Origin of the sequence: Marinimicrobium sp. LS-A18 (assembly GCF_000463525.1) — a bacterium.
In the GTDB taxonomy this organism is placed as follows: Bacteria; Pseudomonadota; Gammaproteobacteria; order Pseudomonadales; family Cellvibrionaceae; genus Marinimicrobium; species Marinimicrobium koreense.
The window spans coordinates 41,773-58,372 of sequence record NZ_AWEP01000005.1 but is presented as its reverse complement, the minus strand read 5'-3'; the positions used below and the strand labels follow the sequence as shown (position 1 = coordinate 58,372).

The following is a 16,600-nucleotide window of genomic DNA, read 5'->3' as shown; positions in this document are numbered from 1 at the left end:
AGATGGCCGAAACGGCCAGCCCCCAACCGACCGCTTGCCCGCCCCAGACCACTGTGGCGGCAGGCACCTCTCTGGTGATTGAACCGCTGATGCCCTCCACGGCGGGGCTCAGCGGTTTTATCGACACCATCGCCCACTGGCACCACGAACATTGTCTGGCCCGCGGCCTGAAATCATCGCTGGATCGCCGCGCTGAGCAGTTGCACCGCCACCTCACCCGCGAGGCCATCCCGGTGACGTTGATCGCCCGGAAAGGCTCGGAGGTTCTGGGCAGTGTCAGTCTGGTCCGCTATCAGGCCAGTGCGGGCGGGGCGCAGCGGTTATGGCTGAGTAATCTGTATGTGCCGGAGGTGCTCAGAGGGCAGGGGTTGGGTAGTGTGTTGGTGGATAAAGCCTGCCGCTACGCCCATGAGCAGGGTGAAACGGAGCTGTGGTTGTTTACCGACAATCAGCAGGGCTTTTACCAGAAACGCGGCTGGCAGCCGGGCGGAGAGGCCAGGGTCAGCCAGTCCGATGTGGATATTTTCGTTAGACGGTTGTAGCGGGCATTAAGTATTGGATTTGTGGTCACGTCCGGTAACGGCGGATGCGCTTCGCTTATCCGCCCTACGCGAACTGCCGTGGTATGCGTAGGGCGGATAAGCGCGAAGCGCGCATCCGCCGTAACCCACCGTCACGACAACCTCCGCAGGTATGCGTAGGGCGGATAAGGCCAAAGGCCGCATCCGCCGTAACCCAACCCCGAATCGCCCATCCGCCGTAACCCAACCCCAACCCTAAACCACCGACTCCGGCTCCACCGCCCCACCGAACGCCTGAATCAACGCCTTCACCAACGCCGTCAATTCGATACTCATCACCGCGAAATCCGCATCAAACGCTTCCGCAGCGGTCTCCGGGTTGCGGTCGCTGGCCTGCTCAAGCAGCTTATCTTCAAACTTCAACCGCTTGACCGCGAACTGGTCGTCCAACACAAAATGGATTGCCTCTTTCCAGGTCAGCGCCAGCTTGCTGGCGAACATGCCGGCTTCCAGATGACTGGCCACTTCCGGCGCGCTCAGGTCCACGTTCTTGCAGCGCACCACCCGGCTGTCTTTGCCCGCCTGGAATTCGCACTCTTCGCCCAACACAAAGTCGGTGGGCAGGTCTTCGCCGCGCAGCCAGTGGGTCATCAACTGGGCCGGTGCCTGCTGCGGGGTCAGGGGAATGGCTTTGAGGCTGCCCATGGCTTCACGCAATTGGCTGAGCAGCTCTTCGGCGCGGTTGCTGGAGGAGCAGTTGACCAGAATCAGACGCTCCTGGGGGGCGATGAAGGCGTAGTCCCGGGCGGACTTGCTGAACGCCTTGGGGAGCAGGTCGAAGATGATTTCGTCTTTCAGGGTCTGGCGCTCTTTGCGGCCCACCGGGCGGCCTTCCTCGGCGCGGATGTCCGCCAGCTTTTCTTCCAGGTGCTCGTTGATCACCGCCGCCGGCAGGATTTTTTCCTGCCGCTTCAGGCATACCATCAGGTAGCCGTTGCTGGCGTGCACGTAGTCATGGGCGTCCGGGCCGGCGGGCGGTACCCAGCCGAAACGGCTCATATCCTGGCTTCCGCAAGGCTTGAAAGGCGCTTGGCTGAGCTTGTCCGAGAGCGCTTCGGCGCTGTCATTCAGGGGTTCGGTCAGTTGAAACAGGCGTAGATTTTTAAACCACATAATCGATCCGGTCTGGCAGGCGTGAAGGGCGCATCTCGCGAGGAGCGCGCCCGGTCAGAAAGCGGGGGAGTGTACCACAGCGGGTCGGCTTAGCTCTGGTGTTCGAGCGAGTCCCGGTCGGTGCCGGTCAGGGTGTTCTCGGAGTTGAATTCGCGCACGAAAATACCCCAGAAAGCCACAAACAGGGCCGCCACCAGAGGCCCCATGACGAAACCGTTGATACCGAACAGGGCGATACCCCCGAGGGTGGAGAGCAGCACGACGTAGTCGGGCAGCTTGGTGTCCCGGCCAACCAGAATGGGGCGCAGAATATTGTCCACCAGGCCGATCACCCCCGCACCGAAAGCCACCAGGATAATGCCCTGGGTGTAGTCGCCGGTGGCGAGCAGGTAGATGGCGACCGGCGCCCAGATGATGGCGGCACCGACGGCGGGAATCAGGGAGGCAAAGGCCATGACCACGCCCCAGAGCATGGGGGCGGGAATGTCCAACAGCCAGAAGATGATGCCCCCGAGACCCCCCTGAACCGCTGCCACCACGATATTGCCTTTGACCGTGGCCCGGGTCACTTCCGCGAACTTGTTGAACAGCAGCCGTTCGCGTTCATCGCCAATCGGCAGCGCCTTGATCAGCAGCTCGAGCAGCCGCGAGCCGTCGCGCAGCATGAAGAAGGTGAGATACACCATCAGGCAGATATTGAGCACGAAGCGGAAGGCATTCTGTCCGATATCGAGGGTGTGTTGCGCGAGGAACTTGCCCGTGGCCATGGCCGCGTCGGTCGCGTGGCTCTGCAGTTCATCAATACTGATGTTGAAGCGGTCGAGCACGGACTGGATGACTGGGAAGCTTTCCTGGACCCGGTCGATGTATTGCTCGATATCGATGTCACCTTCATCCAGCTTCTGGTAGATGCCGACGCCCTCGGCGACCACGGAGGTGATGATGAAGATCACCGGCAGGATGACGATGACCAGGCAGAGCAGCAGGGTGGTGAGGGCGGCGATGTTTTCGCGCTGGTTGAATTTGTTCAGCAGCCGCTGTTGTACGGGATAGAAGATGATGGCGACGGCACAGGCCCAGAAGATGGGGCCAAAGAAGGGCTTGAGCACCCACAGAAAACCCACCGAGACCAGCAACAATAGCCAGATAAACGCTCTTGTTTCCATTTTGCTGTTCATGGTTGAGTCCCTTATTTTTGTTCAGTGCGTTATTCGAGTGTGGTTACGGCGGATGCGCCTCCGGCTTATCCGCCCTACGGCCGAGCGCAGCGGTACGAACCCGCGTAGGGCGGATAAGGGCAAAGCCCGCATCCGCCGTAACCCAAGGTAGATCCCACGACAAACGTGCTCTTTACGTTTTACTCGTCCAGGAAACTACGCAGGTGGTCCGAGCGGGACGGATGACGGAGTTTGCGCAGGGCCTTGGCTTCGATCTGACGGATTCGCTCGCGGGTCACGTCAAACTGCTTGCCGACTTCCTCCAACGTATGGTCGGTGTTCATATCGATACCAAAACGCATCCGCAACACCTTCGCTTCCCGGGCGGTCAGACCGGCCAACACCTCGCGGGTCGCCTCGGTCAGGCCCTCTGTGGTGGCTGAATCCACCGGCGAGACAATGGTGTTGTCCTCGATAAAGTCACCCAGGTGCGAGTCTTCATCATCACCGATGGGCGTCTCCATGGAGATCGGCTCTTTGGCGATTTTGAGCACCTTGCGAACCTTGTCTTCCGGCATTTCCATGCGCTCACCCAGCTCTTCCGGGGTGGGTTCGCGGCCCATTTCCTGCAGCATCTGACGGGACACACGGTTGAGCTTGTTGATGGTCTCAATCATGTGCACCGGAATACGGATGGTGCGCGCCTGGTCGGCGATGGAACGGGTGATGGCCTGCCGTATCCACCAGGTGGCGTAGGTGGAGAACTTGTAACCGCGACGGTATTCGAACTTGTCCACGGCCTTCATCAGGCCGATGTTGCCCTCCTGGATCAGGTCCAGGAACTGCAGGCCGCGGTTGGTGTACTTCTTGGCAATGGAGATCACCAGACGCAGGTTGGCCTCGACCATTTCCTTCTTGGCACGGCGGGCACGGGCCTCACCGATGGACATGCGCCGGTTGATTTCCTTGATCTGGGCCAGGGTCAGGCCCGCTTCTTCTTCCAGTTGCGCCAGCTTGCGCTGGGCGCGGGCGATTTCGCCCTCAACGGCCTTGAGTGCGTCGGAGTAGTCGCGCTTTTTCTTGATGATGCCCGGGATCCAGTCTTCATTGGTCTCGTTGCCCGGGAATTCCTTCATGAAGGTTTTCCGGGGCATGCGGGACTGGCGCACGCACATTCTCATGATGGCACGCTCTTCCCGGCGAACGCGATCCAGTACGGTGCGGGCTTCGCTGTAAATCGGGTCGAACTGGCGCGGCGGCAGCTTGAAGAACTTGAACAGCTCGCCCAGCTCGGCCAGTTCTTTCTGGGCCTGCTTGCTGTCGCGGCCGTGCTTGCTGACGGTCTTCTCGGCCTTGGTCAGTTGCTTGGCCAGGGCGTCGAAGCGCTGACGGGCTTCTTCGGGATCGACGCCGGAGGTGGTTTCTTCCTCGTCGTTCTGATCGTTGTCGTCATCGTCATCATCGTTCTTGTCCTTGGCCTTCTCCTTTTTTTCAGCGGCAGCGGCGGCGGCCTGCTGACTGGAGGTGGCGGTGACGGACGGGATATCGTCGGACGGGTCCAGCCAGCCGATGATGACATCCGGCAGGCGACGCTCTTCCGCTTCAACCAGTTTGAATTCGTCGAGAACGCGCTGTGCCGCGCCGGGCCAGTAGGCCAGGGAGTACATCAGCTCGCGCACCCCCTCTTCGATGCGCTTGGCGATGGCAATCTCACCTTCGCGGGTGAGCAGCTCCACGGTGCCCATTTCGCGCATGTACATGCGCACCGGGTCGGTGGTGCGGCCAGCTTCGGTTTCCACTGCGGCGAGTGCGGCGGCGGCTTCAGCGGCGGCAATTTCGTCCGCCGAGGCATCGCCGTCGGTCATCAACAGGGTGTCGGCATCCGGTGCGATCTCGTAGACACGGATACCCATGTCGTTGATCATCTGGATGATGTCTTCCACCTGATCCGGATCGGAAATATCCTCCGGAAGATGGTCGTTCACCTCGGCATAGGTGAGATAGCCCTGCTCTTTGCCGCGGGCGATCAGCTCTTTGATGCGAGATTGTTGCTGCTGTTGAGCGGTGTCTGCCATTCGGAACCCTGTCGAACCTGAGGTGTGGAAGAAAAGCGCGGGATTATATCGCATATGTTGGGCTTGATTCCATAAAATCAACGCCCGCGCCCGGTTTTAGTGTGGAGTTTTGTGCGCCAGAGCCGCTTTTACCAGCGCTTCGCGCTCTTCGCGGCTTAATCCAGCAAAATCGCTGCTTTTTTGGCGCAGTTGGCTGAGTGCTTCGGTTTTTTGCCGTTCCGCCAATTGGCGCTGAATACCCTTCAGGCAATCGCAGAACGCCACCCGGGTGTCGTAGTCGGCCCGGGAGGGCTTGATGGCCCGATTGGCGCCGTGGGCGCCGGCGGCCACCAGCAGATCCTGACCGGCAATGGCCGCCAGTTGTTCCGCTTCCTTCGCGCCGTACACGCCGCGCCAGTGGCCGATAATGTGAGGTAGCTGATAATGCGGCCGCTCGCGTAATAACTTTAGCAGTTGGCCCAGGGACCGCAACTCCGGTTCGCTGTGTTCGAGCCAGAATTCCGGGGGTTCTTCGGCGGCCAGGGCCGGGTTGGCCAGCAGCAGACCAATGGCCTTGCGCGCCGGCGGCATCAGGTAGCGCTTGCCGGACAGGCTCGGCGGCGCCGGTGGGGCGGCCGCCGGCTCCGGCGCTGCATTGTCGAAGTACTCCTCCCCCGTGGGGCCCGGCTCCTGAGCGTAGGCCGGGGGCTCCTCGTAATCCGGGGGTGGCGGCCGGTCGTCCGCCGGCGCTATATCGACGGGCGCGGCCGGGGCGCGGGTTGGCTCGGCCTCGATCACCACCGGCTCGTGCACCAGCTCCATCAGGGTGTCCCGGTTCAGGCCGGTCCGCTGCGCGAGGCGGTCGAACATCAGTTCCCGGAAGACGCCCCGGGGCAGTTGGTGGAGCAGGGGAGCGGCGCGCTTGCTGAGCAGCGCCCGGCCCTCAAGGCTGCGCGGATTAAGGTCGGCGCTGAGCGCATCGAACAGGTAATCTTCCAGCGGGACCGCCATGTCCACCATGTTGCTGAATTTTTCAGCGCCGATCTGGCGCACCAGGGTGTCCGGGTCCTCGCCTTCGGGCAGGAACAGGAATTTCACCTGTCGGCCGTCTTCCATCACCGGCAGGGCGGCGGCCAGGGCGCGCTCGGCGGCGCTGCGTCCCGCTTTGTCGCCGTCAAAGCAGAACACCACTTCCCGGGTGTGTTTGAATGCCAGTGCCAGGTGGTCCTCGCCGCAGGCGGTACCCAGGGTGGCGACACCGTAGCGGATGCCGAACTGGGCCAGGGCCACCACGTCCATATAGCCTTCCACCACCAGCAGACGGGGCAGCTCGCGGTAGGCCTGGCGGGCCTCGTACAGGCCATACAGCTCCCGTCCCTTGTGGAATACCGGGGTTTCCGGGGAGTTCAGGTACTTGGGCTTGTCGTCGCCCAGCACCCGGCCGCCAAAGCCGATCACCCGCCCGCGCAGGTCCCGGATGGGAAACATGATGCGGTGACGGAAGCGGTCGTAGCGTTTGTTCTGGTCCGGCTGGTGGATCAGCATGCCGCCCTCGGTCAGCAGGTGGCGTTCCTGTTCGCCAATGCCGAGGGTTTTCAGCAGGTTGTCCCAGCCCGGTGGGGCGTAACCAATACCGTAGTCCCGGGCAATGTGCCCGTCCAGACCCCGGCGCTTGAGGTAGTCCACCGCTTCCATCCGCTTGGGGTGCTGGCGCAGCTGCAGCCGGTAGTAGCGGTCGGCCTGCTCCAGCAGGCTGTAGATGCTCTTGCGCTCCTGGGCCTTCTCTTTCTGGGCCGGACTCTGCTCCTCTCGGGGCACTTCCAGGCCGCAGTGATGGGCAAGCTGCTCGACGGCTTCGGGAAAGCCGAGCCGCTCGTAGTCCATGAGAAACCCCACGGCGTTGCCGCTGGCGCCGCAGCCGAAGCAGTAGTAGAACTGCTTGTCCTGGCTGACCGTGAACGAGGGGGTCTTTTCGTCGTGGAAGGGGCAGCAGGCGCTGAAGTTCTTGCCGGTTTTCTTGAGTTTGACGCGATGGTCCACGATCTCCACCAGGTCAACCCGGTCGAGGAGCTCGTCAATAAAGCTTTGTGGAATCAGTCCGGCCATAGCGCCTTATTGTAGCGGGGAATTTGGGTGGGGGAGTGGGATTTTGGTTTGGGTAACGGCGGATGCGGCTCGGCAACGGCGGATGCGGCCTTTGGCCTTATCCGCCCTACGGATGGCACGGCAGTTTGCGTAGGGCGGATAAGGCCAAAGGCCGCATCCGCCGTTACCCAACGCACACCAGGGCAGGTCGCGTAGGGGCCGAGCGCAGCGGTATCGAGCCGCATCCGCCGTAAAGAACCGTGACGCTTAACCCAACCGCGCCTTCAACCGCTTACTCACATCCGCCATATCGGCCCGCCCCTGCACCTGGGGCTTGAGGATACCCATGACCTTGCCCATATCCTTCATGCCTTCGGCGCCGGACTGGGCGATCGCGTCGGCCACCAGTTGATCCAGCTCGGCATCGGACAGAGGCTGGGGCAGAAACTCCTGAATCACCTCAATTTCCAGACGCTCCTGATCGGCCAGTTCGGCGCGACCGGCGTCCCGGTATTGCTGCTCGGAGTCCCGGCGCTGTTTGACCATCTTGTCCAGAATGGCCAGTACACGGGCATCGTCGAGTTCGATGCGCTCATCGACCTCGATGCGTTTGAATTCCGCGGTCACCAGACGCAAAACCGCCACGCGGGCCTTTTCTCTGGCCCGCATGGCGGTTTTCAGGGCGTCGTTGATGCGCGTTTGCAATTCTGAACGGGGCATCAGCGTATTCCTGTTTGTCTTGTCTTCAGCGCTTGGCTTGTGCCATTCAGCGCGGTCCCGGCGCGAAGCGCCCAGGCCGGGTTCCGGCCTTAGTACAGGCGCTGGAACTTGCGGTTTTCGCGCTGAACTTTTTTGGCGTGACGCTTAACAGCGGCAGCGGCCTTGCGCTTACGGACAGCTGTGGGCTTCTCGTAGGCTTCGCGGCTGCGAACTTCGGCCAGAATGCCGGCCTTTTCACAGGAGCGCTTGAAGCGACGCAGTGCAACGTCAAACGGCTCGTTGTCTTTGATCTTTACTGAAGGCATGCTGTTACCTTTACTCAATTAATTCACCCCGAAAGCGATCAAAAAGTGGCTTCGGGATCCGAGGGGCGTGGATTCTAACCAGTTATGGACAGCACTGCAACTGGTTCTTACCGCTTCAGGTCTATATGATACGCGCTCGTTTTTCCCGTTGGTCCTCCATTGGCCCCACTGTACGAGTTAGAAGGCTCTCTATGCGCGTTTTGGGTATTGAAACCTCCTGTGACGAAACCGGCCTGGCGCTGTATGACAGCGAGCGGGGCCTGCTCAGCCACGCCCTGTTCAGCCAGATTGCGGTGCACGCGGAATACGGTGGCGTGGTGCCCGAGCTGGCCTCCCGGGATCATGTGCGCAAACTGCTGCCGCTGGTGCGGCAGGTGATGGCCGAAGCCGACACCTCGCCCGAGCAGATCGATGCGGTGGCCTATACCGCGGGCCCGGGGCTGATTGGCGCGCTGATGGTGGGCGCCTCGGTGGGGCGTTCGCTGGCCTATGGGTGGGGGATTCCCGCACTGGGTATTCATCATATGGAGGGCCACCTGTTGGCCCCGATGCTGGAAGATAACCCGCCCGAGTTTCCTTTTGTCGCCCTGTTGGTGTCCGGAGGGCACACTCAGCTCGTACAAGTCCGTGGCATTGGCGAATACCGCCTGCTGGGGGAGTCGCTCGACGACGCCGCCGGGGAGGCATTCGACAAGGCCGCCAAAATGCTGGATCTGGACTACCCGGGTGGGCCCCATATCGCCAAACTGGCCGAGCGGGGCCGGGCGGGGCGGTTTACCTTCCCCCGGCCCATGGTCGACAGACCGGGCCTGGACTTCAGTTTCAGTGGACTGAAAACCTATACGCTCAACACGGTGGCGGAACACGCCCAGGCCGACGGGTTGCCGGACGAGCAGACTTGTGCCGATATTGCTCATGCCTTTCAGGAGGCGGTGGTCGGTACCCTGGTGATCAAGTGTCGGCGTGCCCTGGAGCAGACCGGGCAGAAAACGCTGGTGATCGCCGGTGGGGTCTCGGCCAACACGCGTCTGCGCGAGGAGCTCGAGGCCGCGCTGGCGAAGATCGGCGCCCGGGTGTTCTATGCCCGCAACGAGTTCTGCACCGACAACGGGGCCATGATTGCCTACGCCGGCTGCCAGCGCCTGCTGGCCGGGCAGACCGAGCCGCTGGCGGTGAACGTGCGTGCCCGCTGGCCGCTGGACAGCCTGCCGCCGCTGAGCGCTTAACGAGGAAGTGGAATGGACATTGTTTACATCAGAGATCTGCAGGTGGATACCATCATCGGTATTTATGACTGGGAGCGCCAGGTGCGCCAGACTATCAGTCTGGACCTGGAAATGGCGGCGGACATCCGCCGGGCGGCGCAAACCGACGACATCCAGTATGCTCTGAATTACAAGGCGGTTTCCAAGCGCCTGATCGCCCACCTGGAAAACCGGGATGCACAGCTGGTCGAGGCGCTGGCCGAAGAGGTGGCCACCATTGTGCGGGAAGAGTTCAACGTGCCCTGGGTCCGCCTGCGACTCAGCAAGCCCGGTGCCCTGCGCGGTGCCCGGGATGTGGGCCTGATTATCGAGCGAGGGGAAAAACCGGCATGACCGAGGTGTACCTCAGTCTGGGCAGTAATATTGATCGCTATCGACACATCTCCGCCGCGCTGGATGCGCTGGCGGAGTGTTTCGGCGAATTGACCATTTCGTCCGTATTCGAAAGCGAAGCGGTGGGCTTTGATGGCAGTAACTTCCTCAACCTGGTGGTTGGGGTGGAGACCAATCAGTCCATCGCCGAGCTGTCCGATCGGCTGAAAAAGATCGAAGACGACAACGGCCGCTGCCGCTCCGGCCCCAAATTCAGTTCCCGAACCCTGGATATCGACATCCTCACCTACGGGGATTTCGTGGGGGAGGAGGCCGGGGTTCAACTCCCCCGGGATGAGCTGACCAAGAACGCCTTTGTGCTCTGGCCCATGGCGGAAATCGCCCCGGAGCGTGTGCATCCGGAAAGAGGCGAGACCTACGCCCGGCTGTGGGCCGATTACGATAAGCAGCGCCAGAACCTCTGGCCGGTGGAGTTCACCTGGCAGGGGCGGACGGTATCGCGCGCTGCGTCCTGACCTGATTGTTATCCCTGCCCGCTCCCTGTGACACGGGGCAGGGCGTGCCCTCTATGTGGAGTTGCCTGTGAACGAGCCGCAACACGCCGCACCAGTGTCGCCCTGGTGGGTGTTGATCGCTGTGTGCCTGGGGGCCTTTGTCGCGCCTCTGGGAATGGCCTCGGTGAATGTCGCCTTGCCCACTATGGCCCGGGAGTTGAACGCCAGTGCGGTGCTGGTCAGTTGGGTGCCCACCATTGTCCTGATCGCCAACATCATCTTCATGCTTCCGGCCGGCAAGCTGGCCGACCAGGTGGGCCGCAAACGGGTCTTTCTCTGGGGCATTGCGCTCAACAGTAGCGCCAGTGCTCTGGCATTTTTCGTCAACTCCATTGAAATGGTACTGGTGCTGCGCTTCTTTCAGGGGATGGGGGCGGCGATGATGTTTGCCACCAGCATGGCCCTGCTGATTTCGGTCTTTCCGCCGGAAAAGCGCGGCTTGCCCCTGGGACTCAATGCCGCCTGTGTGTACTTCGGCCTGACCCTGGCGCCGGCCTTGGGCGGTTGGGTGACCGATGCCTTCGGCTGGCGGTTTGTCTTCCTGTTGCCTTTGCCGATTGTGGTGTTGGTGGTGTCACTGATTGCTTGGCGGGTGTCCGGAGACTGGTTCGGCGAGCGCGAAAACCGGTTTGATTGGGGCGGCGCCCTGACTTTTGCGCTCTGGGCCATTGCCCTGGTTATCGGCCTGACCGGGCTGCCCGGGTTGTGGCAGAGCGCGGTACTGGCCTTTTCCTTCGTGTTGCTGGTGGTGTTTATTCGTCGCCAGGCTCGCCGGGAACAACCGCTGATTCGCGTACAGATGTTCCGCGAGTCCCGTCTGTTTTCTTTTTCCCTGATGACGGCGCTGTTCATGTACGCCAGCAGTTATCCGCTCGGGTTTCTGCTCAGCCTGTACCTGCAATATGTGCGGGGTTACAGCGCGGCGGATGCCGGTCATGTCCTGCTGGTGCAGGCGCTCACCATGGCCTGTGTGGCGCCGTTGGCGGGGCGCCTGTCGGACTATCTGCCGGCCCGCTGGCTGGCCAGTGCGGGCTGTTTCTGTACCCTCTGTGGTTACGGGTTGCTGAGTACGCTGGGCGTCGCCACGGCACCGGGCTTTATTGTCCTGGCGCTGTTTCTGGTGGGGCTGGGCTTCGGCTGTTTCTCCAGTCCGAATAACCATGTGGTGATGCAGTCGGCGCATTCCAGTGAAGTGGGCGTCGCGGCGGCAACGCTCAATCTCGCCCGTGTGGTGGGTAACCTGGTGGGTATGAGCCTGGTGAATCTGTTCGTTTACTGGAACCTGGGCAACCAGCCGCTGAACGAAACCCTGTCCGAGCCGCTGCTGCGCACCTTCAGTCAGGCGATGCTGTTGGCTCTGGCGTTTCTCACCTGTGCGACACTCATTTCGCTGTTGCGCGGGGCGTCCGGGGCAGAACAGAAAAAGCCGGGCGATTAGGCCCGGCTTTCAAGTGGGTCAGCATTCGGTCATCAGTGAATTTCGATGCGATGACTGACCGGCGTCTTTTGCTCCACTTTGGGCACGTTCAATTTCAACACTCCGTTGTTGAACTCCGCCTTGATATCCTTTTCCTTGACGTCCGTTCCCAGGTTGAAGCTTCGAGTGTACTTGCCATAGCGTCTCTCCTGACGAATGACGCGTCCATCCTTTTCTTCCTTGTTTTCAAACCGGGACTCGGCACTGATGGTCAGCATGCCGTTGTCCAGGGTCACGTCAATATCTTTCTTGTCTACGCCGGGTAACTCGGCGGTCAACTCGTAATGATCCTTTTTGTCGGTGATATCCACTCTGGGCGAAAACGCTTCCGCGTTCATCGAAGCAGAGCTTCTTGATAGCGGTGCCCAGAAATTGTCGAACAGGCTGTCAATATCAAATACTGAACTACGTGGTATCAGGTTCATAAGAACACCTCCTTTGAACATCCAGAGCTTGTCTCTGTTTGCGTTACTTATATTGGTCCTTTTTTGTCGATTTTCAATTGATCCAGCGCAACAAAAGTGAGTTAAACCGCTTGTTTTAACTCACCGAACGACCACCGTCCACGGCGATAATCTGTCCGGTTATATAGGGCGCTTTGGTTAAAAGAAAAAGAATGGTGTCAGCAATATCCTGAGGGTCTCCGGGTCGGTTCAACGGGACCCGATCGAGAATGGTCGCTTTCCCGTCATCGTCCAGTTCCGCCTCCTGTTCCGGCCACAGAATGGCGCCGGGGGCGATGCCGTTGACGCGCACCTTGGGCGCCAATTCCCGCGCCAGCGATTTGGTCAGCATGGCGTTGCCCGCTTTGGCGGCACAATAAATGGGGTGGTTTTTCAGTGGGCGCTCGGCATGGATGTCGGCCATGGTGATAATGGCACCCTCTGTTTCTTTCAGCGCGTCCGCCAAAGCCTGGGCAAGAAAGAAGGGGGCTTTAAGGTTGCTGCTCATCAGGTCGTTCCACTGTTCTTCACTCGCCTCTCCCACCGGAGTGGGGTAAAAGCTGGACGCGTTATTGATCAGTGCGTCCATACGGCCCCACTGTTTCAAGGCGTTCTCGGCCAGTTGTTGAACGTCTTTCAGTTGGCTCAAATCCGCTTGCAGCGCCACGGCGCTGTCGGGGCGAAGCGCGTTGAGCTCATGGCTGAGTGCCTCGGCGTCCTGCTGCGAGCCGCGGTAGTGGATGACGACCCGGTAGCCGGAGGCGTGCAGGGTTTTCGCGGTGACTGCGCCGATGCGGCGGGCTGCGCCGGTCAGTAGGGCAACGGGAGCGTCAGTAGTCATAAAATCCTCTTGAATCTGTGAATAAACTGTCCGACGTAGTACGCTGGTGGTCTATTAAACGATGAATAAGCCAATAATAACCGGTCCGGAGTGCATTCATGGTACCGCTTCACCGTCGCCTTCACACTGGGGTGAGTGTCGCGCTGGCACTGCTGCTGGCCCGAGGTTCCTCGGGGCCCTCGGGCCTGTAAAAGCCGCGTAGGTTGGATCGGTCCGACGTTTCGGAGCGCAGCGCGCGTAATCCGACATCCCCGTTAGGATGCACGGCTCCCCTTGAACTCCGAAAGCCGCGCCAACCGCTCCCGATCCAACGCCTCGCCAAAGGCTTTCCCTGTGTGCCCCTGGGCCGCAATCTCGCGGTTGTCGATCGCCTGGCAGGCCTTCAGGGCACCGCGCAGATAATCGGCTTGAGGGTAATTCCGGTCTTCAAAACCGGTGCGTCCCCGGGCGTCAGCTTCACAACAGAGCAGGAATTGCTCGAACTGCACCGGTTTGCGAAAGGCATCCGCCGCCCTGAGCAACTTCAGTATCGTGGCCGGTTTCAATTCCAGCGCCCGATGACCGTGGGTGTGATACTCCGCTGCCAATAGGGCCAGGCGGCGGTAGTCTTTCGGTGCGGTGATGCGCTCGCACAGGGTGTCCACCAGGGGCAGGCTGCGGTGCTCGTGACCGATATGTCGGGGCCACTCTTCCTTCGGCGTCACGCCCTTGCCCAGATCGTGAATCAGCGCGGCAAAACGGACCCTGGTGTCTCCGGTCAGTTTTGCCGCCTGCTCCAGCACCATCAGGCAGTGCACGCCGGTATCCACTTCCGGATGATGCTCCGGACGCTGGGGGACACCGAACAGGGCATCCACTTCCGGCAGTACCCGGGCGAGCGCACCGCAGTCGCGCAGGCACTGAATAAATACCTGCGGGTCCCGCTCTCCCAGAGCCCGTTCCATTTCCTTCCAGACCCGTTCGGGCACCAGGTGATCCACCTCGCCACTGGCGACCATGTCGCGCATCAGCGCCAGGGTATCCTCCGCGACGGTGAAACCCAGATGGTGATAGCGCGCCGCAAATCGGGCAACGCGTAAAATGCGGACCGGATCTTCACTGAACGCCGGAGAGACATGCCGGAGCAGACGTGCGTCCAGATCCCGGGCGCCGCCGTAGGGGTCCACCAGTTCGCCGCGCTCGTTCTCCGCCATGGCATTGATGGTCAGGTCCCGCCGGGCCAGGTCCTGCTCCAGGGTGACATCGGGGGCGGTGTGAAACTGAAAACCGGTATAGCCGGGTGCGGTTTTTCGCTCGGTGCGCGCCAGGGCGTACTCCTCTCCCGTCTGCGGATGGAGAAACACCGGGAAATCCTTGCCCACGGGCGTAAAGCCCTGAGCCTGCAGGTCCTCCGGGCGCGCGCCCACCACGACCCAGTCTTTTTCCGAGTAGGGGTAACCGAGCCGCTTGTCGCGCACTGCGCCGCCCACCAGATAAATATCCATAGTGATTTCACTGCAAAAAAGGAGATAAACGACAAAATAATACGGTGCATCATGTTCGCACAAAAAAATCGGCTTTGCTCGTTGTGCTTTGCGTGAGCATCGCTTAATGTATCGGTTCATTACTTGTTTTCCGCAGGTTTGCCTGTTTATCCGAGGTCTGTGATTCAATGAACGTTTTCCGTATGCCGGTGGTGATTCTGATGGCGCGCGCCCTGCGTTGGGCGGTGCGTGCACGAGCTATTGCGCGGCGGAAAACGAGGCAACCCTGACGAGTACAGCCATTACCGTTTTCAAAAAAGCCGCAGCGACCACTGCGGCTTTTTTCGTTTTGAGCCGCAGGAATTGCTGCCTCAACAAAAGGAGTGTGACCCGTGCAGGTGTATTTGGCCTATGGCCTGGTGGTATTGATCTGGTCGACCACGCCACTGGCGATTCAGTGGAGCAATGACAGCGTTTCGTTTATCACTGCGGTGCTGATGCGGATGGGGCTGGCCGCCGCGCTGGCGTTGGTGATTGTGGCGGTACTGCGCCGTCGTCTGTTCGCCCAGCCGGGGGTGTGGAAAGTCTACCTGGCCGCGTCCTTTGGCATCTTTCCCAATATGTTGGTGGTCTATTGGTCCGCGCAGTTCATTCCCTCGGGGCTGATCGCGGTGATTTTTGCTCTGTCCCCATTTGTGACCGGGTTGCTGAGCTGGTTGATCCTTCGGGAAAACCCCTTCAGCCCCCGACGCGTGCTCGCACTTATGGTGGCGCTGATCGGGCTGTGCATCATTTTCTGGGATCAGCTCCATATCGATGCCCGTTCGGCGCTGGGCATCGGGGGCATACTGTTGTCCTGCGGGTTGTTCAGCCTCAGCAGCGTCAGCCTCAAGCGGCTGGACCAGGGCACGGGACCGCTGGAGCAGACCGCCGGGGCATTGTTGTTTGCCTTTCCCGGTTTATTGCTGAGCTGGTGGCTGTTCGATGGCCAGGTGCCGCAGAGCCTGTCCACCAAAAGCCTGAGCGGGCTGGTGTATCTGGCGACCCTGGGCTCCCTGTTGGGCTTTACCCTGTTCTATTTTGTTCTGCAGCGATTGACGCCCAGCGCGGTTTCGTTGATTACCCTGATGACCCCCGTGCTGGCGTTGCTGCTGGGGACGCTGGTGGCGAACGAACGGGTATCCCCATCGCTGCTGGGCGGTGCGGTACTGGTGTTGCTGGCGCTGCTCGCCTATCTGGACCTGGGGGTGGAGCGCTGGTGGCGTCGACGGATGGCATCACCGGAGGTGGAGCGAGTGTAATGTTCTGGTGCAAAGGAGTGCACGCTGGTGGTCCATAATGGTGCGTTTCAATTTTGATAGGGCTGGTTAAATAGTAAGCGAATAGGCCTATATCTATGATTTTAAAGGGAAAATAAAAGTTGGCTCGGTCTTCGCAAAAGCCTTCGTACCTGTACAAGAATCGGGTAAGCCACTTGGCTCATTAAGGGCCAGTGGCGTCAAAACTCAAAGATAGCCAACGTTAGAGGACGTACTCATGAACATGAAGCAAAAATTCCTGGCTGGTGCCGTCGCTGCGTCTGCAATGGCCTCCGCCGCTCTGGCTCCTGTGGCTCACGCCGAAGTTTCCGCCTCGGTGGGTGCTGCCAACATGTACTACTGGCGTGGTTATGACCTGGGCAACGGTGATCCGGCGGTCTGGGGTGATATCAACGTCAGCAGCAATGGTTTCTATGCCGGTATGTGGGCCTCCTCGGGTGATGCCGCTTTGGGCACTGAGTATGATCTGTACGCAGGTTACGGCTCTGAGGTCGGTGGGTTCACTTATGACATCAGTCTGTGGAGTTATTCTTACCCATCAGAGCCGGTAGCCAGTCCGACAGGGCCTGGAGATCTGGTTGAAGCCGTTATCGGCTTGGGCTACGGAGCATTCTCACTGACCTATTACGATAACATTGAAAACAGCGCCAATCCTGATGGTGAAGACTACTGGTACACTACAGTGGGTGCTGCAGTTGGTGATTTCTCGTTCACTTACGGTGTGCACGAGTATGACTATGCCCACTTCGATATTGGTTACGCTTACAACGAAAACCTGAGCTTCACGCTTGGTCTGGTAGCTGACGATGTGGATGGAACCGAGAACGACGAAGCCAAATTCGTAGTCGGCTTCAGCATTCCGATCGAATAAGCTCACGTTTCCGGCCTGA

At 60.4% G+C, this 16,600-nt stretch carries 16 protein-coding genes; 7 read left to right on the top strand and 9 right to left on the bottom strand.

Annotation, left to right across the window (positions count from 1 at the left end):
- Positions 1-2: 2 nt before the first annotated feature.
- Positions 3-542 carry a GNAT family N-acetyltransferase gene (locus N645_RS16775; RefSeq protein ID WP_024461003.1) on the top strand — a complete coding sequence of 180 codons (540 nt, stop codon included), beginning with the start codon at positions 3-5 and terminating at the stop codon, positions 540-542.
- A 234-nt stretch (positions 543-776) separates the two neighbouring features.
- Here the strand turns inward: N645_RS16775 and rdgC are convergent, their stop codons facing one another.
- The 6 genes from rdgC to rpsU all read right to left on the bottom strand — a co-directional run bounded on the left by rdgC (position 777) and on the right by rpsU (position 8,015).
- On the bottom strand, positions 777-1,694 hold the full coding sequence (rdgC, locus tag N645_RS0108090) for a recombination-associated protein RdgC (RefSeq protein WP_024461002.1): 918 nt from the start codon (positions 1,692-1,694) through the stop codon (positions 777-779).
- A gap of 89 nt (positions 1,695-1,783) precedes the next feature.
- Positions 1,784-2,872 (bottom strand): AI-2E family transporter, encoded by a 1,089-nt coding sequence (locus N645_RS0108085; protein WP_024461001.1) that lies wholly within the window; start codon positions 2,870-2,872, stop codon positions 1,784-1,786.
- 179 nt (positions 2,873-3,051) lie between these two features.
- A complete protein-coding gene (gene rpoD, locus N645_RS0108080; protein ID WP_024461000.1) occupies positions 3,052-4,926 on the bottom strand; it encodes an RNA polymerase sigma factor RpoD in 1,875 nt (624 codons plus the stop codon).
- A 96-nt stretch (positions 4,927-5,022) separates the two neighbouring features.
- Positions 5,023-7,011, bottom strand: a complete 1,989-nt coding sequence (gene dnaG, locus N645_RS0108075) for a DNA primase (protein ID WP_024460999.1) — start codon at positions 7,009-7,011, stop codon at positions 5,023-5,025.
- Between the two features lie 246 nt (positions 7,012-7,257).
- Positions 7,258-7,710, bottom strand: coding sequence for a GatB/YqeY domain-containing protein (locus N645_RS0108070; protein WP_024460998.1), 453 nt, complete (start codon positions 7,708-7,710; stop codon positions 7,258-7,260).
- Positions 7,711-7,799: 89 nt separating this feature from the next.
- Positions 7,800-8,015 (bottom strand): 30S ribosomal protein S21, encoded by a 216-nt coding sequence (gene rpsU, locus N645_RS0108065; RefSeq protein ID WP_024460997.1) that lies wholly within the window; start codon positions 8,013-8,015, stop codon positions 7,800-7,802.
- Positions 8,016-8,206: 191 nt separating this feature from the next.
- Here rpsU and tsaD point away from each other — a divergent pair, with 191 nt between their 5' ends.
- The 4 genes from tsaD (at position 8,207) to N645_RS0108045 (ending at position 11,605) form a co-directional block, all read left to right on the top strand.
- The gene (gene tsaD, locus N645_RS0108060) at positions 8,207-9,241 is read left to right on the top strand and encodes a tRNA (adenosine(37)-N6)-threonylcarbamoyltransferase complex transferase subunit TsaD (protein WP_024460996.1); all 1,035 of its coding nucleotides are present in this window, start codon (positions 8,207-8,209) and stop codon (positions 9,239-9,241) included.
- 12 nt (positions 9,242-9,253) lie between these two features.
- The gene (gene folB, locus N645_RS0108055) at positions 9,254-9,613 is read left to right on the top strand and encodes a dihydroneopterin aldolase (RefSeq protein WP_024460995.1); all 360 of its coding nucleotides are present in this window, start codon (positions 9,254-9,256) and stop codon (positions 9,611-9,613) included.
- Positions 9,610-10,128, top strand: coding sequence for a 2-amino-4-hydroxy-6-hydroxymethyldihydropteridine diphosphokinase (gene folK / locus N645_RS0108050; RefSeq protein WP_024460994.1), 519 nt, complete (start codon positions 9,610-9,612; stop codon positions 10,126-10,128). Before folB ends, folK begins: the two co-directional genes overlap by 4 nt.
- 67 nt (positions 10,129-10,195) lie before the next feature.
- Positions 10,196-11,605: an MFS transporter gene (locus tag N645_RS0108045; protein WP_238559226.1), complete on the top strand. Its 1,410-nt coding sequence runs from the start codon at positions 10,196-10,198 to the stop codon at positions 11,603-11,605.
- Between the two features lie 32 nt (positions 11,606-11,637).
- Here the strand turns inward: N645_RS0108045 and N645_RS0108040 are convergent, their stop codons facing one another.
- The 3 genes from N645_RS0108040 to N645_RS0108030 form a co-directional block, all read right to left on the bottom strand.
- Complete coding sequence (locus tag N645_RS0108040; RefSeq protein ID WP_024460992.1) at positions 11,638-12,069, bottom strand: Hsp20/alpha crystallin family protein; 432 nt, start codon at positions 12,067-12,069, stop codon at positions 11,638-11,640.
- 115 nt (positions 12,070-12,184) lie between these two features.
- A complete protein-coding gene (locus N645_RS0108035; RefSeq protein ID WP_024460991.1) occupies positions 12,185-12,928 on the bottom strand; it encodes a pteridine reductase in 744 nt (247 codons plus the stop codon).
- Between the two features lie 254 nt (positions 12,929-13,182).
- Complete coding sequence (locus N645_RS0108030) at positions 13,183-14,412, bottom strand: multifunctional CCA addition/repair protein (protein ID WP_024460990.1); 1,230 nt, start codon at positions 14,410-14,412, stop codon at positions 13,183-13,185.
- Positions 14,413-14,783: 371 nt separating this feature from the next.
- On the opposite strand from N645_RS0108030, the gene N645_RS0108025 reads away from it, so the two are divergent.
- Positions 14,784-15,692 (top strand): DMT family transporter, encoded by a 909-nt coding sequence (locus tag N645_RS0108025; protein ID WP_024460989.1) that lies wholly within the window; start codon positions 14,784-14,786, stop codon positions 15,690-15,692.
- A gap of 235 nt (positions 15,693-15,927) precedes the next feature.
- Entirely contained in the window at positions 15,928-16,581 is a 654-nt protein-coding gene (locus N645_RS0108020) for a TorF family putative porin (RefSeq protein WP_024460988.1), read from the top strand.
- Positions 16,582-16,600: the final 19 nt, after the last annotated feature.

Excerpts from the sequence above, each read along its gene's own strand:
- N645_RS16775 (WP_024461003.1), top strand. The coding sequence starts at position 3 with ATGGCCGAAACGGCCAGCCCCCAACCGACCGCTTGCCCGCCCCAGACC.
- rdgC (WP_024461002.1), bottom strand. The coding sequence starts at position 1,694 with ATGTGGTTTAAAAATCTACGCCTGTTTCAACTGACCGAACCCCTGAAT.
- N645_RS0108085 (WP_024461001.1), bottom strand. The coding sequence starts at position 2,872 with ATGAACAGCAAAATGGAAACAAGAGCGTTTATCTGGCTATTGTTGCTG.
- rpoD (WP_024461000.1), bottom strand. The coding sequence starts at position 4,926 with ATGGCAGACACCGCTCAACAGCAGCAACAATCTCGCATCAAAGAGCTG.
- dnaG (WP_024460999.1), bottom strand. The coding sequence starts at position 7,011 with ATGGCCGGACTGATTCCACAAAGCTTTATTGACGAGCTCCTCGACCGG.
- N645_RS0108070 (WP_024460998.1), bottom strand. The coding sequence starts at position 7,710 with ATGCCCCGTTCAGAATTGCAAACGCGCATCAACGACGCCCTGAAAACC.
- rpsU (WP_024460997.1), bottom strand. The coding sequence starts at position 8,015 with ATGCCTTCAGTAAAGATCAAAGACAACGAGCCGTTTGACGTTGCACTG.
- tsaD (WP_024460996.1), top strand. The coding sequence starts at position 8,207 with ATGCGCGTTTTGGGTATTGAAACCTCCTGTGACGAAACCGGCCTGGCG.
- folB (WP_024460995.1), top strand. The coding sequence starts at position 9,254 with ATGGACATTGTTTACATCAGAGATCTGCAGGTGGATACCATCATCGGT.
- folK (WP_024460994.1), top strand. The coding sequence starts at position 9,610 with ATGACCGAGGTGTACCTCAGTCTGGGCAGTAATATTGATCGCTATCGA.
- N645_RS0108040 (WP_024460992.1), bottom strand. The coding sequence starts at position 12,069 with ATGAACCTGATACCACGTAGTTCAGTATTTGATATTGACAGCCTGTTC.
- N645_RS0108035 (WP_024460991.1), bottom strand. The coding sequence starts at position 12,928 with ATGACTACTGACGCTCCCGTTGCCCTACTGACCGGCGCAGCCCGCCGC.
- N645_RS0108030 (WP_024460990.1), bottom strand. The coding sequence starts at position 14,412 with ATGGATATTTATCTGGTGGGCGGCGCAGTGCGCGACAAGCGGCTCGGT.
- N645_RS0108020 (WP_024460988.1), top strand. The coding sequence starts at position 15,928 with ATGAACATGAAGCAAAAATTCCTGGCTGGTGCCGTCGCTGCGTCTGCA.